The 16511-nt window shown below is 54.3% G+C and carries 11 protein-coding genes; 9 read left to right on the forward strand and 2 right to left on the reverse strand.

All coding sequences use genetic code 11. The features are described from left to right. Positions 1-346 precede the first annotated feature (346 nt). The 7 genes from kdpA to JNE38_RS02220 are packed head-to-tail and all read left to right on the forward strand — an operon-like array spanning position 347 to position 9740. On the forward strand, positions 347-2020 hold the full coding sequence (kdpA, locus tag JNE38_RS02190) for a potassium-transporting ATPase subunit KdpA (RefSeq protein ID WP_203355051.1): 1674 nt from the start codon (positions 347-349) through the stop codon (positions 2018-2020). 46 nt (positions 2021-2066) lie between these two features. Continuing rightward, positions 2067-4106, forward strand: coding sequence for a potassium-transporting ATPase subunit KdpB (kdpB, locus tag JNE38_RS02195; protein WP_203355052.1), 2040 nt, complete (start codon positions 2067-2069; stop codon positions 4104-4106). 36 nt (positions 4107-4142) lie between these two features. Further along, entirely contained in the window at positions 4143-4703 is a 561-nt protein-coding gene (gene kdpC / locus JNE38_RS02200; protein ID WP_203355053.1) for a potassium-transporting ATPase subunit KdpC, read from the forward strand. Positions 4704-4716: 13 nt separating this feature from the next. Beyond that, positions 4717-7044, forward strand: a complete 2328-nt coding sequence (locus JNE38_RS02205) for a universal stress protein (protein ID WP_203355054.1) — start codon at positions 4717-4719, stop codon at positions 7042-7044. Positions 7045-7056: 12 nt separating this feature from the next. Then, positions 7057-7815: a hypothetical protein gene (locus tag JNE38_RS02210; RefSeq protein WP_203355055.1), complete on the forward strand. Its 759-nt coding sequence runs from the start codon at positions 7057-7059 to the stop codon at positions 7813-7815. A gap of 44 nt (positions 7816-7859) precedes the next feature. Beyond that, positions 7860-8744 (forward strand): arginase family protein, encoded by an 885-nt coding sequence (locus JNE38_RS02215; RefSeq protein WP_238933532.1) that lies wholly within the window; start codon positions 7860-7862, stop codon positions 8742-8744. Positions 8745-8777: 33 nt separating this feature from the next. Continuing rightward, complete coding sequence (locus JNE38_RS02220; protein ID WP_203355056.1) at positions 8778-9740, forward strand: sporulation protein; 963 nt, start codon at positions 8778-8780, stop codon at positions 9738-9740. Positions 9741-9810: 70 nt separating this feature from the next. On the opposite strand, the gene JNE38_RS02225 is transcribed toward JNE38_RS02220, so the two are convergent. Beyond that, positions 9811-10755, reverse strand: coding sequence for a spermidine synthase (locus JNE38_RS02225; protein WP_203355057.1), 945 nt, complete (start codon positions 10753-10755; stop codon positions 9811-9813). A gap of 47 nt (positions 10756-10802) precedes the next feature. Next, a complete protein-coding gene (locus JNE38_RS02230) occupies positions 10803-12689 on the reverse strand; it encodes a spermine/spermidine synthase domain-containing protein (protein ID WP_238933533.1) in 1887 nt (628 codons plus the stop codon). Positions 12690-12910: 221 nt separating this feature from the next. Between JNE38_RS02230 and ytaF the strand changes: the two genes are divergently transcribed. After that, positions 12911-13591, forward strand: coding sequence for a sporulation membrane protein YtaF (gene ytaF, locus JNE38_RS02235; RefSeq protein WP_203355058.1), 681 nt, complete (start codon positions 12911-12913; stop codon positions 13589-13591). Positions 13592-13695: 104 nt separating this feature from the next. Further along, positions 13696-16503 carry a calcium-translocating P-type ATPase, SERCA-type gene (locus tag JNE38_RS02240; RefSeq protein WP_203355059.1) on the forward strand — a complete coding sequence of 936 codons (2808 nt, stop codon included), beginning with the start codon at positions 13696-13698 and terminating at the stop codon, positions 16501-16503. Positions 16504-16511: the final 8 nt, after the last annotated feature.

Raw genomic sequence — 16511 nt, forward strand, 5'->3', positions numbered from 1 at the left:
ATAAGCGAAAGAGGCGACCCAGTCGGACAGTTTCATAAAAAGGGCTTTTGGGCTCGGAGGTGGGCCAAACAACGAAGCAGCGTAAGGGTCGGGAAATTGACAAAAGAGGGAGGGGTAAGACACATGGACGCGGTTTCCATACTGCTCTTGGCGCTTTCATTTGGTGCATTTTTCGCTTTCATCAAATTTTGCGACGCCGTGGTGAGAGAACAGGGAGGGGGAGAAAAATGATCTTGTTACTGCTGATCATGGCAGCACTCGCCTTGTATTTGTGCCATGCCTTGATTTATCCGGAAAAATACTGAGTTCGCTCGTTTCATTGAAAAGGAGTTAGGAGGAAACTGTCGTGGACTTTTTACAAATAGCGTTGGTCTTGGCCGTGCTGCTCGTTGTGGCCATACCGATGGGACGATATCTGGCTAGCGCATTCTCGCTCGAGAGGACCCGATTGGATCGGTTTTTTGGCGGGATGGAACAGCTGGTTTGCAAGGTATGCGGGATCCGCGCAGCCGACATGAGCTGGAAGCAGTACGCAGCGGCAGTACTGGTGAGCAATATGACAATGGTGGCAATCGCCTATTTGCTGCTTCGCTTGCAAGGGGGACTGCCTGGTAATCCAAGCGGCATTGGCTCGATGGAACCACTGCTGTCGTTCAATACGGCAGCCAGCTTTTTGACCAATACCAACCTGCAGCACTACAGCGGTGAGAGCGGACTGTCGTATCTCTCCCAGATGATGGTCATTATTTATCTGATGTTCACCACGCCGGCGACAGGCATCGCCGTCGTCATGGCATTCATGCGCGGATTGACGGGCAAGCGCAGCATCGGCAACTACTACGTCGACCTCATCCGTGCTCATACACGAGTCCTGATTCCTCTCGCGATCGTCGTCACGCTGCTGCTCGTCACTCAAGGGGTTCCGCAAACATTGGAACCAACGGCGACAGCGACTACGATCACGGGGGCGGAGCAGCAGATCGCACGGGGACCCGTTGCTTCGCTCGTTTCGATCAAGCATTTGGGTACGAACGGCGGGGGATTTTTCGGGGTCAACTCCTCCCATCCGTTTGAAAACCCGACGCCGTTTTCGAACGTATTGGAAATCCTGTCGATGTTCTTGATTCCTGCGTCGCTGCCGTTTACGTTCGGATTCATGGCAAAAAGCCGCAAGCAAGGCTGGATGATCTTTGGGGCAATGGGCGTCATGTTTCTCGGCTTCCTGCTCCTCGCCTACTTCAATGAGGTGAACGGAAATCCGGCGTTGGAGCGTGCGGGACTGTCCCAGACAATGGGCAGCATGGAAGGAAAAGAGGTCCGTTTTGGCATGGCGCAGACTGCGTTGTTTACCGCTGTTACGACTGCGGCCACTACGGGTACGGTGAACAACATGCACGATACGCTGACACCTCTGGGGGGATTGGTACCGCTAGGAGAAATGATGCTCAATTGCGTCTTTGGCGGAGACGGTGTCGGTACGGTCAACATCCTGATGTACGCGATTTTGGCGGTTTTCATCGCAGGTCTGATGGTGGGGCGCACCCCAGAGTTTTTGGGACGCAAGATCGAAGGCAGAGAAATGAAGCTGATCGCCATCGCAATCCTCGTGCATCCATTGATCATCCTGGCACCAACGGCGATTGCCTTGGCGACGGATATGGGCATGTCCGGGATCTCAAACCCTGGATTCCACGGCATTTCGCAAGTGCTCTACGAATTTACTTCATCGGCTGCCAACAACGGCTCCGGATTCGAAGGACTGGGAGACAACACGCCGTTCTGGAATATCTCGACGGGCCTGGTCATGCTGTTGGGCCGGTACGTCTCGATCATTGCCATGCTGGCGGTAGCAGGTTCGCTCATTGTCAAAACGCCGGTGCCAGAAACGATGGGGACCCTTCGTACCGACAATAGCGTCTTCCTGGTGATCCTGATTGCAACGGTAGCGATCGTAGGCGCGCTGACTTTCCTGCCTGTGCTGACATTGGGGCCGATTGCGGAGTGGCTGACCATCCGATAGAGTGAGTCGGATTTGAAAATGGATAGAGGCAAAGGAGATGGCTGCGATGAGCAGAACGCGCACGGCTGCGCTGCCCAAGGATTTGTATCGGCGGGCTTTTGCGGAGTCTTTCAAAAAACTTGACCCGCGCATCATGATGAAAAATCCGGTGATGTTTGTAGTGGAGGTAGGGTTTGTCATTACCCTGCTCCTCACCTTCATTCCCAACATGTTCGGGGGAGCGTCGGAACCCTTTTACAACGGTGTCGTGAGTCTGATCTTGCTGGTGACCATCCTGTTCGCCAACTTCGCAGAGGCATTGGCGGAAGGTCGAGGCAAAGCGCAAGCTGAGAGCTTGAAGAAAACCAAGCAGGATACAAAGGCGCGGCGTCTCGCCAAAGACGGCTCCATACAAACGGTCGATTCCACTGATCTGCGAAAAGGCGACATCGTTGTCGTAGAGACAGGCGAGCTGATCCCAAGCGACGGTGAAATCATTGAAGGGGTAGCCTCCGTCGATGAATCCGCCATTACAGGTGAATCCGCTCCTGTCATCAAGGAGGCTGGCGGTGATTTCAGCTCGGTTACAGGCGGCACTCGCGTCGTCAGTGACAGAATTCGGATTCGGGTCACGACGGATCCGGGTGAATCGTTCCTCGATCGCATGATTTCGCTGGTAGAGGGTGCGAAACGCCAAAAGACACCGAATGAAATCGCGTTAAACACTCTTTTGGTCAGCTTGACCCTGATTTTCCTGATCGTCTGCACGACGCTGCTGCCGATTGCCGGTTATGTGAATGCAGCGATTCCCGTGGCGACACTCATAGCCTTGCTCGTATGCCTGATTCCGACAACGATCGGCGGGCTGTTATCGGCGATCGGGATCGCAGGGATGGATCGCGTGACGCAATTCAACGTCATCGCCATGTCCGGGAAAGCAGTAGAAGCATCCGGTGACATCAACACCATCATTTTGGATAAAACCGGGACGATCACGCACGGAAACCGGATGGCAGCGGAGTTTGTAACCGTAGGGAGAGCCAAACCGGACGTGCTGAATCGAGTAGCAGCGCAAAGCTCCATTTACGATGAAACCCCCGAAGGCCGCTCCGTTATTGAGCTGGCGAAGAAACAAGGTCTGGCTGGCGAAGCGCTGGATCTGCCTGGTTCAGAAGTCGTAGAGTTCCGTGCCGAAACCCGAATGAGCGGTACGAACCTGGCAGACGGCACCCTCATTCGCAAGGGGGCCGTGGATGCGATCAAACAATACGTCAGCGAGCAGGGAGGCAGTATTCCCGCAGACCTGGAGACGAAAGCGAATGCGATTGCGGTAGCCGGCGGCACACCATTGGCTGTCGTGGAAGGCAAGACCATTCTGGGATTGATTTATTTGAAGGATACTGTGAAGCCAGGTATGCGGGAGCGCTTTGAGGAGCTGCGCCGCATGGGAATCCGCACGGTGATGTGTACAGGGGATAATCCGCTGACGGCAGCGACCATTGCCAAGGAAGCCGGCGTCGATGACTTCGTGGCGGAGGCGAAGCCGGAAGACAAGATTGCATTAATCCGCAAAGAACAGGCAGAAGGCAAGCTGGTTGCAATGACCGGTGACGGAACGAACGATGCACCTGCGCTCGCACAGGCTGATGTGGGGCTCGCGATGAACACGGGGACTGTTGCGGCGAAGGAGGCGGCCAACATGGTCGATCTGGACTCTGACCCGACCAAAATCATCGAGGTCGTTGCGATCGGCAAGCAGCTGCTCATGACCCGCGGCGCCTTGACGACGTTTAGTATCGCGAATGACGTGGCGAAATACTTTGCGATCATCCCGGCGATGTTCATGCTGGCGATTCCGCAGATGAACGCGCTCAACATCATGAGCCTGGCGACACCGCAAAGCGCGATTCTGTCGGCTTTGATCTTTAATGCGATCATCATCCCGATCCTGATTCCGCTCGCGATGAAGGGTGTCAAATATACGCCGATGAACGCTTCCAAGCTGCTCAGCCGCAATCTCGTCATCTATGGACTTGGGGGCATACTCGCACCGTTTGTCGGGATCAAGCTCATTGACCTAGTCCTGATCTCGGTCGGGCTGGTGTAACCATCATTTATACAAGGAAAGCAAAGGTGAAGATCTATGTGGCTTACCAATCTGCGTCTCAGTATCGCACTGCTGTTGATCTGCGGTCTGGCGTATCCCCTGGCGATGACGGGGATTGCCCAGGTCGTGATGCCGGCGCAGGCGAGCGGCAGCTTGATCGTCGATTCTTCGGGCAAGGTAATCGGCTCTGAACTGATCGGCCAGAATTTCACGGATCCGAGGTACTTTTCCGGACGTGTTTCATCGATAGAAAACAACGCAGCAGGTTCGGGGTCCAACAACTATGCACCGTCCAACCCGGCGCTAATCGAGCGGACGAGGAAAGATTTGGATGCCTTTTTACGTGCCAACCCGGGGGTCAAGCTTGAGGACATTCCCGCTGATCTGCTGACCAACTCCGGTTCGGGTCTCGACCCGCACATTTCCCCGCAGGCAGCGCGGGTACAAGTCGAGCGCATCGCCCAAGCGCGCAATTTGGATCCAGCCAAGCTGCAAGCGTTGATCGAGCAGCATACGGAAGGCAGAAGCATGGGGGTATTCGGTGAACCGAGGGTAAACGTCCTGAAGCTGAATCTGGCGCTGGATCAACTGAAATAAGGAGAGCGAGTGCATGGGAGAGCAGTTTCGGAGAAAGTCCCCTGAAGAGATCTTGAAGTCCATTTCCAACATGCATCGGGGAAGGCTGAAAATCATCCTCGGGGCAGTGAGCGGTTCCGGAAAAACCTATCATTTGCTGATGGAAGGGAGAAGCTTGAAGAAAAAGGGGATCGATGTGGTGATCGGCGCCCTCAGGATCGCCACTCGTCCGAAGCTGGCAGAGCAGCTCGAGGGGCTGGAGAAGATCGCGGAGATTGCCTGGAGCACGCGCGATGAAGATAGGTGCGATCTGGACGTGGAGGCAATACTAGCGCGCGATCCAGAGGTCGTACTCGTAGACGGGCTGGCGCATCGCAATCGACCGGAGGCCCTCAGGCCGACTCGTCTGGACGATGTCCGTTACTTGCTGGACCGCAATATCAGCGTGATTGCGACCGTCAATATTTACGAGCTGGCAGGCATGATGGAGCTGGCGGAACGCCTGACCAAGGCGGAGGTGCGGATCGAACAGTGTGTGCCAGAGGATACGCTGGCTTTGGCGGATGAGGTGAAGCTGTTGGATGTCACGCCCGAGTCCATGCTGAAGCGGCTGGAGGAAGGTCATATCGAGGTTCCGCAGTCGGGACTAACGCTGTTTCGCCGGGACAATCTCCAAGTCTTGCGGGAGCTGGCGCTTCGGTTTGTTGCGAATGGCGTCAACGAGGATTTGGAGGACTATCGGGAGAGGCATGGACTGGTCGGGGCATCGGGAGCGACAGAGCGTGTACTGGTGACGGCGCAGTATCACTGGAACGGCTCGATTCTGGTCAGGCGGGGCCAGCAGGTAGCCAAGCGGCTCGGAGGAGAGCTTTTGGTGGTCTGCTTTCGGTCCCCGTCAAAAAAGCTGACGAAAGAGGAAGCAACCTTTCGGCGATCGATCGGCAAGCTGGTCGAAAAGGTAGGGGGAGTTTTTGAGGAGCGCCCTTTGCAGCGGGATTTGGACGTGGCAAACGAGCTGGTCGCCTACGCGATGGAAAACAACGTGACGCGAATAGTCATGGGGCAGTCCAAGCGAACGAGGTGGGAAGAAATCTGGCGGGGCTCTGTCGTCCACAAGATCCTACGGAAGACGAGGAACATTGATATTTTCATCGTGGCGGACCGCTCCGAGCGGGATGGTGAGCGGGTGCTGCCGACCAAGAGAAGGACTCCGCAGCCAAATCCGTATCGCCGCTTGTCACAAGAAGAAGTCAAGCGGGAAATCGGAAGAATCCAAAGAGGCACGCTCAAAGTCTACGTCGGCGCGGCACCCGGAGTCGGCAAAACCTACACGATGCTCAGGGAAGGAAACGAGCTCGTGCAAAAGGGGATCGACGTGGTCATCGGCCTCTTGGAGGCGCATGGACGAAAGGAAACGATCGAGCTGGTAGGCGATCTCCCTGTGGTGGCCCGCAAACGAATTCCGTACAAGAACGTGGTCCTCGAGGAAATGGATACGGACGCGATCATTCGCCGCAATCCGGAGGTCGTGCTGGTCGATGAACTTGCCCATACCAACGTGCCGGGCAGCGTGTGCGAGAAGCGCTATCAGGATGTGGAGAAGATTTTGGCGGCAGGCATTTCCGTCATTTCCACGATGAACATCCAGCATCTGGAGAGTCTGAATGACAGCGTCGAGCAGATCACGGGCATCCGGGTGAGGGAAACGGTGCCTGACCATATTCTGCATCAGGCGGACGAGGTGGAGCTGATCGATATTTCCCCCAAAGCCCTGCGGCAGCGAATGCGTGAAGGGAACATTTACGCCATGGAAAAAGTGGAGCAGTCTCTGAATCACTTTTTCAAAACAGGCAATCTGATCGCGCTCAGAGAGCTAGCGTTGCGGGAAGTGGCAGACGATGTCGATGAACGGCTGGAGGCTTGGGAGCGGCGGACGCTGCGCGGGCCTTGGCGGCAGCAGGAAGTGATTTTTGTCTGCGTCAATTTGCGGGCAGACAGTGAGAGGCTGATCCGCCAGGGCTTTCGCATCGCTTATCGTCTCAAGGCGCGCTGGCATGTCACGTACGTGCAGGATCACCAGCCCTTGACGGCAGAGGAAGAGCTGCAGCTGGAAAAGCTGAAGAAGCTGACACAGCGGCTCGGAGGCATTTTTGAGCACGGGAAGGCAGCGAACGGGCGCAAGGTATTTACCGAGCTGGTGCGCCTGATGAATGAGAGACAAACGACTCAGGCAGTCATCGGACAGTCGGCGAGGACGAGGTGGAAGGAAATTCGGGAAGGGTCCGTCATATTGCGGCTGCTGCGGGAAGTCAGGCACATGGATGTGCTGGTCGTGGCTGATCAGACACCCGACTCGATGTGAGGGAGGATAACGATGGGTGGAGAGAAGGAAGTGCGATGGGAGCAAAGCATGGCGGACGCCTATAGACGGCTGGAGTCTCTCGTATCAGAGCAAGAAGTAGGGCAGGGGGAAGCATACAAAGGGCCTTGCGTGGAAAAGCAGTTGTTTGCCTTGATGACACAGGTCTATTTGATGGAAGAGGAGGTGCGCGTGAGGCAAAAGCTAAAACGAAAGTCCTCGCAGCGTATCTCTCGAGTCCTGCATGAAAGAATGGGGAATTTCCTCGGGCACAGGCTGACTGGCTATGAGTTTGGGGTTGTCGAAGGTTTGCTTTTTGCCAAAAAGGAAGGGAAGGTCGTAGCTGTGATCAAATGCATCCCGGATTTGGGCAGCTACGATACCCATTCCTGGAATGCGACGATCGCTCGCTTTGCGGGGCAGTATAAAAAGCGGTATCGACTGGCAGCTGAACAGCTTCTGTTTGTCGTCTGCTCGCTCTCCAAAAGTCTCGATGCAGCTCACGCCAAGGCCTTGACTGGAATCGAGGTGTGGAGCGGAACAGCACTTACGGCGCCGGCGTATCGGGAGGCCCTTCAGGACTATGTCACCAAATGCGTGGAGACGATGGAGGCACTCCCTGATCCTGCCCGGCAGCTCTATTTCTTGAGCGCGGAAGTTCATCCGAATGCACTTGCCTGTCAGCTGATTCAGAGGGAAACGGCGGCTTTGCCAGATCGTTGGCTCCGTCCATCGGTAAGTGAATTGATCCAATATCTGGATTCTGGGCTGTGATATACTGTAGGCATGTGCACAGTTGGAGGCAGGAGGGATCGGCTATGAAAGTAAATGTGGTTGGCATACCACATTTTGCGGGAGCGTACGTCTCAGGGACGGAGCTCGCTCCAGAAGCTTTGCGAGCAGCGGGCTTAATCGAGCATTTGCAACAGGCTGGACTGAGTGTGCGCGATGAAGGAAATCTGAAGCTTCCGGATTATTTGCCCAGACACAATATTCCGCCCGTCCGCAATTGGCCGGCTCCCCGGATGCTGTGGGACTTGCTGCGGGAAGAAGTGCGCGGCTGGCTTGGCGGCGACGGTTTTGCCCTCATGCTCGGTGGGGATTGCAGCACGATCGTAGGCACTGCGACAGCCCATCAGGAGCTGCACGGAGATGCGGCGTACGTGCTGGTGATTGACGGCCATTTCGATGCCGTGGCCCCTTCGGCGAATCGCTGCGTGGGAGCGGCGGGAATGGGGCTATGGTTTTTGCTCCGCGATAACCCGATGTGGGCGGCTGAAAAGGTATGGGATGCCGGGCGAATACACGTAATCGGGTGTCAGCAAAAGCCGCGGGAAGACTACGGCGTAGAAATCGTTACGCTCGCCGAAATGCGAACGGGCGGACTCATGCAGTCGGTCAGCACCATTTTGGAGAAAATTCCGGCGAATGCGAAACTGCTTGTTCATTTTGACGTAGATGTAATGGACGAAGAAGCAATGGCTGCCGCGTACTCACCGAGCAAAACCGGCTTATCTCTGGAAGAGGCTGAGGGTTTGCTTGCTGCAGTATTGCGGGATCATCGGGTAATAGGCTTGGAGGTAACGGAGTTTTCCGCTTTGCGGGACACAACGGGAATATATGCCGAACGCCTGGTTCGATTGCTGGGAAATGCATTGGCTACTCGCGCAACCACGGCTTCTTCTGATACACTAATGATATAAGTATTTGCTTATGAGTGGAGGAGGAGAGGCTTTATGCTGAAAAAGCTGATGGCGAAAATAGGTGTGGGTGCTGCCAAGGTGGACTTGCAGCTGGATCGTTCCGGGTACCGCCTCGGAGAAACCATGACAGGTGTGGTTCGGATCGAGGGCGGCAATGTCGAGCAACGCATTTCTGATTTGAGTGCGATGTTCATGATGAAGGCTTATGTGAAGGGGCAGGAAGTCACCAAACCGGTGCAGCTGTTCCCGATCAAAAGCCATTTCACGGTTCAGCCGAAGCCTTCCGTAATGGAGATTCCTTTTGCGTTTGAATTGCCGGAAGGGTTGGCGATGTCCACGCCGTCCATTCAGTACTACCTGCATACCAAGCTGGATGTGGAAATGGCGCTGGATCCGACGGACATGGATTACATTCAAGTACTTGCGCCGGTAGCGGTGGAACGTGTCCTGTATGCTCTGGAACGATTGGACCTGCGCCAAAAACCGGACTCCGGCAAGCTGACTCCGTACGGTCAGGAGTTTTCCTTTTTCCCAGGGACCCAGCTGGGCATTCCGCTGAAGGAGCTGGAAGTCATCTTTTTCTCTGCTCCAGGCGAGCTCAAGCTGCTGGTCGAGCTGGATCTGGCAACGGGCTTCCTGAGAAGAGAGGTCGAATATAAGGCGGAGATCGTCATTCCGCAGGGGCTGCTCGAAGCAGGCCAAGAGGAGGAGCTCTCCCGTTTTCTGCTGGAGACGATCCGCGAGTATGCAAACAACCCAAGCGCCATCCCGTACGTATCGATGGCCGCTTACCGCCAAGGGCAGTACGGTCACCACTCTCACCGCGGAAGCGGCATGGGCGGCATGATTGGCGGTATGGCAGCAGGCTTCCTCGGGGGGATGCTGCTCAATGAAATGATGTTCGGAGACGATGAAGTCGCTTCGGACGACATGGGCGGCGACGAAGGAGAAGACGGCGGCGGCTTCGACTTCGGTGGATTTGACGACGAGCTGTAAGAGGATCGGAGCACATAGAAGAGCCACCGCTTGCCAAGAAGGCAGGCAGTGGCTTTTCTGTTCAATCCTTTCAGTGCTTCTCATGGATTCTGGCTAAAACGTCGTTGCCATCGGTCTGTATCATTCTTTCGCTCCACTTTCGCTGATAATGGAGCGGAATCTGAAACATCTCCCTGAGTTTTTCTGGAGTCAGGTAGCAGGTGTTGATCCGCATGCTCACCTCATTGGGCGATATCGGTCTGGTGGCTGCTAAGCAAAAGCACCAGTCCTGTTCATATTTCTCCATCGCGTCATAGTGATAGGGCAACACATAATAACCGGCTGCCTTGAGGGTTGCCACAACACTCCAGCAGAATTCTGGCATCTCCGATAATATGGAGGATGCAATGGCTATCACTCCGCCTGGTGCCAGTCTTTTCTTCAGGAGTCTGTAAAACTCCCTGCTGTACAGTTTGCCAAGCGCGAGGGCTTTATTGCTGGGTTCTGGGACGTCAATGATGATGACATCCCACTGCTTCCGGCTTTTCTCCACGAATGCCCTGCCGTTCTTTATGATTGTGCGCACCTTGGGGTCGTTCAGGGAGCCTTTGTTAAATTTCACCAGTGGCTTGAAGTTTTTCCCTAAATCCATCATTGCATCGTCTATGTCAATCACCGTGACCTTATCCACCTCAGTGTATCGAAGCACTTCTCGCGTGGTTATTCCGCCTCCGCCGCCAATGATCAGGATTCGCTTCGGCGATGGGACAACGGACATCGGTATATGTACCAAGGTTTCGGCCCATATATCGTCATCCTCTGTCGTTCCAAACATCACGTAGCCATCGCCATAGACCAGCACTTGCCCATCTTTTTGTCGGACTACCGCGATTCGCTGGAAAGGTGTCTTCAGTCGGCGCAGAATGCGGTATTTCCCGTCCGGCTCGTCTTCCTTGGATATATAATCGCGCAAGGATACAGTTCTTGCATCGAACAGAGAACCGTCAGATACCGTTTGCCGTATCTTATTCACCATGAAATCCTCCTTTCAGCTGCTGTCCGGATTAAACACATGCAATCCTATCATTCTCGTCTAGCAGACGTTAAGATGACTCCGACTTCCTTCCTATATGTTTTGTGTAAGTTCTTGTTGCTCATTCTGTTTGCCTTGGCATTCCTTCGAACCGATCGGATTTTCTTCGTGAAATGGAACCATGAGTCGAGCTTTACCGGAATCGTTTCAGTCTGGACGGAAATCTTTCTATCTCCCCACTCAAGACTCTCATTTGCAGCCAAATGAAATCCCCAATCACCGAACGATGGTACGGTGACGTGGTAGCTTAGCGTGTTCAATCCTATGCTTTTCAGTGTTTTACCTATGCTCCAGTACACAGACGGAGCGCTCTCCGGCGAATGAGATTGACAAACCAAGATGCCGTTCGGGGTCAATTGCTGGAACATGATTCGAAAGAACTCTGCCGTATACAAGCTGCTTACCACTTCATCTGCAGGATCTGGGAAATCAACGATGATGGCATCATAAAGATCCCTTTGCTCCGACAAAAACTCGCGGGCATCCATTTGATAGATGGTGACTCGCGCATCACTCAAAGAATGCTCATTTAATGACGCCACTTTTTTTACGCTTTTCGCCACTTTGAGAACCAGCGGATCCAGATCTACGAGATCAACGTTCCTCACATCCGTATATTTGAGGACTTCCCGCACGGCAAAACCGTCGCCGCCCCCCACTATTAGGATACGTTCACGTTTGGGAATGAGCGTCATTGCGGGGTGAACGAGTGCTTCATGGTAAATTCGTTCATCCAAAGAGCTGAATTGCAGCTGCTTATCCAGGTACATGCGAACATCTTTCGATTGGATGATGAAAACTTGGTTGCCGTCAAAGGAACCTTGCTCCAGGATCCGATGGGGTCCAGACAGCAATTGCTGCAATTCAATTAAGTCTTCGGTGTCACTGGAACCATTCTCGCTCGAATGGCTGTTATCGTAATCTTGGAGATCGCTCAATGCGATGAGATTTGCAGTAGGAGCTGGAAGCAGAGGGGAGTAGAGTTTGTGCAAATTTGGATTGTCTGATGTGTTGACACGGGCGCTCTTGCGGACGGATAGAACATTTGTGGGGAATTGAAACCATGCAGAAATATCTGGAGGAAGTGTTCGATGCGGAACAGCAATTGACTTGTTTGGCCAGACGACGGTTTTTTTTCCTGCCAAATGAAATCCCCAATCACCAAAAGAAGGGACAGTCAGATGATAGCCGAGCGTCTTAAATCCGGCCCTTTCAAGTGTACGCGCTATACTCCAGAACAACAAAGGTACTTTCTTCGGAGAAAGTGACTGACAGACTAATATGCCATCTTCGGATAAAAGGGAGAACAGACCATTAAACACCTGCAGGGAATATAAGTTCCCAATCTGTTCATTTACCGGGTCTGGAAAATCTACAAGGATCACATCGTATTTTTCGCTAGCGCTTGCTAAGTACGTATGAATTTCATCCTTAAAAACGCTCAAACGCTTGTCGAACAACGCTCGCTCGTTGAGGGTATTCATTTCAGGCATTTTCTTGATGGCATTCAGTAAACGGACGGAGATGCCGACCAAATCGACTTGTTTGACATCCGCATATTTGAAAACTTCACGCAGCAGCAGACCATCATTACTTCCAATGCACAAAACTCGGTCGCGCTTGGGAGCAAGGCTCATCGCAGGGTGAACGAAAGCTTCATGATACATCCGTTCGTCCATCGAGTTGAATTGCATCTGATTATTCAAGTACATTTGGATATTTGGCGATTCCAAAACCAGTACGTTTTGATACTTGCTAGTACCCTCGTACAGAATTTTATGCGGACCTGCCAATAACTGCTCCAGCTCTATGAGGTCTTCCTTATCCCCGCGTTCATGAGACATTGATAATTCTGGACCTTTCCCATTTTTCAACATTTCACCCCGCCTCATGTGTGCTGTTGTACGGTACAGTATACGAACGACGTGAAAAAATGCTTGGGTTTCTACCCAATATAGAAAACAAAAGTAAGTGGAGCCGTGCAGGAATGACCTCCGCGCAAGTGGCCCTATGAACCGTAGCTTTTTTTCCCGTTTTCCGCACATCGGAAAAGCCATCCGCGTATACCTAGTAGGCAACGAGAAAGAGGTGACCACATATGAGCGGATGGCTCTCGCTCCTGCTCGTTTCCCTGGCCATCAGTATGGACAGTGTCAGCGTAGGATTGACGTACGGGCTGCGTAACATGAGAATGCCATTCTTGTCGCTTGCCGTCGTGTCTGGTTGTTCATTTATCGTCGTTTACGGTGTCATGATGATCGGCTCGTCTCTGACGTATTGGCTGACTCCGGAGATTGGAAAGCAGATCGGGGCTGCCGTCCTGATCGCGATGGGGCTGTTCACGCTGTGGCGGCTCGTCTCTCCGCGTTCCGCTGCCGAAGAAGAGCAGAGCCAGAAGGAGCAGGTGTCCGTCGCTTTGCGGCAGGGAGAGCAGGAGCCCACGGTTCTCTCGCAATTTCGCATGTTTGGATTGATGATTCAAATTCTGCGCGATCCCTCTCGCGCCGATACCGACCGCTCGGGGCACATTATGGGCTCGGAGGCTGTCATGCTCGGTTTGGCCCTGTCCCTCGATGCGTTCGGCGCCGGGATCAGCCTGACGTTCCTCGGCTATTCTCCGTTGATTGTCGCTCTCTGCATCGCCTTGATGAGCGCGTTGCTCCTGCAAATTGGCATGACGCTGGGGAGGCGAGCGGGTCAGAGCAAGTGGATTGCCAAGCTGACCTGGCTGCCGCCGATTTTGCTGATCTGCATCGGGCTTGCGAAAAGCTTGAAATAACCGAAAATCATCTGCCCGTCCCAGGCACAGGGACGGGTTGTTTTATTTTGTGGCTCGTCTGCATACATATCAGAATGAGTGAGAAGTGGATGGAGGAGATGTAGGTGGATACACAGCCAATTCGAAAATGGTACACGCTGGCGGCGACTGACGTGACCGAAGCCCTTCATAGCGATGCGGCACAGGGATTGACTCAGCAGGAGGCGGAGCGGCGACTGGCTAAGCAAGGTGCCAACCAGTTGGCTGAAAGCAAGCGAAAGCCTCTCTATACAGTCTTTCTCGATCAGTTCAAGGATTTTATGGTACTCATCCTGTTCATCGCTACCTTGATTTCCTACGTTCTCGGAGAGTATCTCGATGCCATCACGATTATTGCGATCATCATCATTAACGGGATTCTCGGCTTCATTCAGGAGGCCAAGGCAGAGCGTTCCCTGCAGGCGCTAAAGGAGCTGGCTTCCCCCATGGCGCGGGTCATGCGGGATGGACAGCTGTCGATGATTCCCGCTTCCCGCCTGGTCCCTGGGGATATGGTATGGCTGGAAGCAGGGGATCGCGTGCCCGCGGATATGCGCCTGATCGCTGCCAACCGCTTGGAAGTCGAAGAGTCGGCCTTGACTGGGGAGTCGGTGCCAGTCAGTAAATCGATCAAAAGGCTGGAAGTGGCATCGGAGACGCAGGTACCGCTGGGAGATCAGAAAAACCTTGCCTTCATGGGTACCATGGTGACCGGAGGAACGGGGCACGGCGTCGTAGTGGCCACTGGGATGGGCACAGAGATTGGAAAGATCGCACACCTGATGAACACGGCGGAGGAAGTCGAGACTCCTTTGCAAATGCGGTTGGAGCAAATGGGCAAAATCCTCGTGGTCGTAGCCGTTCTCCTCACGATCGTCGTGATTGCCGCAGGGGTCTGGCACGGACATGAGCTGTTCACGATGTTCCTCGCGGGGGTCAGTCTTGCCGTAGCGGCGATCCCGGAAGGATTGCCAGCGATTGTGACAGTGGCGCTCGCGCTCGGTGTGCAACGGATGATACGGCGCAATGCGATCGTTCGCAAGCTGCCCTCGGTAGAGACACTCGGCTGCGCGTCCGTCATCTGCTCGGATAAAACGGGTACCCTCACGCAGAACAAAATGACGGTCACACAGGTGTGGCATAGCAATACCCTCTACGATGTGAGCGGCAACGGGTATACCCCAGAAGGGGCATTCCTTCTGCAGGGAAAAATGGTCTCTCCGGCTCGAGATGGCGCGCTCAATCAGATCCTGCGTATCGCGGAGCGCTGCAATAACGCCCGGCTGACTTGTGAAGAGCAGAGCACGCGCAATATTTTGGGAATGGGCAAAACCTCTCGTTTCTGGCAGGTCGTAGGCGATCCGACGGAAGGCGCGCTAAAGGTGCTGGCCGCCAAAGGACAAAACGGCACGATCGAGCGGGGGAAAGCAGCGCACCAGTCGATCCGGGTCGAGGAGCTTCCGTTTGATTCCGACCGGAAAATGATGTCCGTCGTGGAAAAAGGATCGGATGGCGTGCACTCTCTCTTGACGAAAGGAGCAGTAGAAGCCGTGCTGGCGCGCTCCACGCACATTCTGTGGAAAGGGGAGCTGCAGCCGCTCTCCGCAACCATTCGCCATCAGGTTTTGGAGCAAACCGAAGCCATGGCTGGAAAAGCGCTGCGTGTTCTGGCGTTCGCTTACAAAACATTGCAAGGCTATCGTCCTGGACAGCCGATCGGGTCAATTGAAAACAATCTCGTTTTTGTCGGAGTGGCTGGGATGATCGACCCGCCACGGGAAGAGGTCCGTCCCGCGATCAATCTGTGCCATCAGGCGGGAATCAAGACGGTCATGATCACGGGCGACCACAAGGTGACGGCCGAGGCGATAGCAAGGCAGATCGGCCTGGTGCGCGGTTATGGCGAAGTGCTGGAAGGACGTGATCTGGATAACTTGTCCGATAGCCAATTGGCGGAGTACGTCGAGCGGGTATCGGTCTACGCCCGCGTCTCTCCAGAGCACAAGCTGCGGATCGTGCGCGCCCTGCAAAGCAGAGGCCATGTGGTAGCAATGACGGGCGATGGGGTAAACGATGCGCCTGCGATCAAAACCTCGGACATCGGCATCGCTATGGGGATCACGGGTACCGATGTGACAAAGGAAGCTGCCGATCTCGTGCTTCGCGACGACAACTTTGCCACGATCGTTTCTGCCGTAGAAGAAGGTCGGAATATTTACGACAATATCCGCAAGTTCATCCGATACCTGCTCGCCTCCAACGTAGGGGAAATTCTCGTCATGTTCTTCGCGATGCTTCTCGGATTGCCTCTGCCGATGGTCCCGATCCAAATCTTGTGGGTCAATCTGGTGACGGATGGCTTGCCTGCCATGGCACTCGGCGTAGATCCGGCAGAAGCGGATACGATGTACCAGAGGCCGCGCAACAAGTCGGAGAATATCTTTAGCCGGGGACTGGGCTGGAAAATCATCAGCCGTGGATTCCTGATCGGGGCGATGACGCTGCTCGCATTCTGGCTGACCTTGCGTGAAAATCCAAACGATCTGGTGCATGCGCAGACGGTTGCCTTTGTCACCCTGGTGATGGCGCAGCTGATCCACGTCTTTGATTGCCGCAGTCAGTACAGCGTTTTTCACCGCAATATCTTCGAAAATAAATATCTGGTTTGGGCGGTCATCTCATCCCTCGTGCTCGTCCTCGGTGTCGTCTATATCGACTCCCTCCAGCCGATCTTCAAGACGACGGATCTGTCGCTGCGCGATTGGGCGTTGATTCTGGTCACGTCCGGAGTGCCTACGTTTGTAGCGGGAATCGGCGGGGTGCTCTCGAGCGGCAGACCAAAGGCGAAAACACAGCAAAAACGCCCGTCCATGCGTACCGTGCGTCCTGACTGATTAGGCAA

Source organism: Brevibacillus choshinensis (genome assembly GCF_016811915.1).
GTDB lineage: Bacteria > Bacillota > Bacilli > Brevibacillales > Brevibacillaceae > Brevibacillus > Brevibacillus choshinensis_A.

What these genes read in the sequence shown, in the direction of transcription:
- kdpB (WP_203355052.1), top strand. Translation starts at nt 2,067, where the DNA reads ATGAGCAGAACGCGCACGGCTGCGCTGCCCAAGGATTTGTATCGGCGG.
- kdpC (WP_203355053.1), top strand. Translation starts at nt 4,143, where the DNA reads ATGTGGCTTACCAATCTGCGTCTCAGTATCGCACTGCTGTTGATCTGC.
- JNE38_RS02205 (WP_203355054.1), top strand. Translation starts at nt 4,717, where the DNA reads ATGGGAGAGCAGTTTCGGAGAAAGTCCCCTGAAGAGATCTTGAAGTCC.
- JNE38_RS02210 (WP_203355055.1), top strand. Translation starts at nt 7,057, where the DNA reads ATGGGTGGAGAGAAGGAAGTGCGATGGGAGCAAAGCATGGCGGACGCC.
- JNE38_RS02215 (WP_238933532.1), top strand. Translation starts at nt 7,860, where the DNA reads ATGAAAGTAAATGTGGTTGGCATACCACATTTTGCGGGAGCGTACGTC.
- JNE38_RS02220 (WP_203355056.1), top strand. Translation starts at nt 8,778, where the DNA reads ATGCTGAAAAAGCTGATGGCGAAAATAGGTGTGGGTGCTGCCAAGGTG.
- JNE38_RS02225 (WP_203355057.1), bottom strand. Translation starts at nt 10,755, where the DNA reads ATGGTGAATAAGATACGGCAAACGGTATCTGACGGTTCTCTGTTCGAT.
- JNE38_RS02230 (WP_238933533.1), bottom strand. Translation starts at nt 12,689, where the DNA reads ATGTTGAAAAATGGGAAAGGTCCAGAATTATCAATGTCTCATGAACGC.
- ytaF (WP_203355058.1), top strand. Translation starts at nt 12,911, where the DNA reads ATGAGCGGATGGCTCTCGCTCCTGCTCGTTTCCCTGGCCATCAGTATG.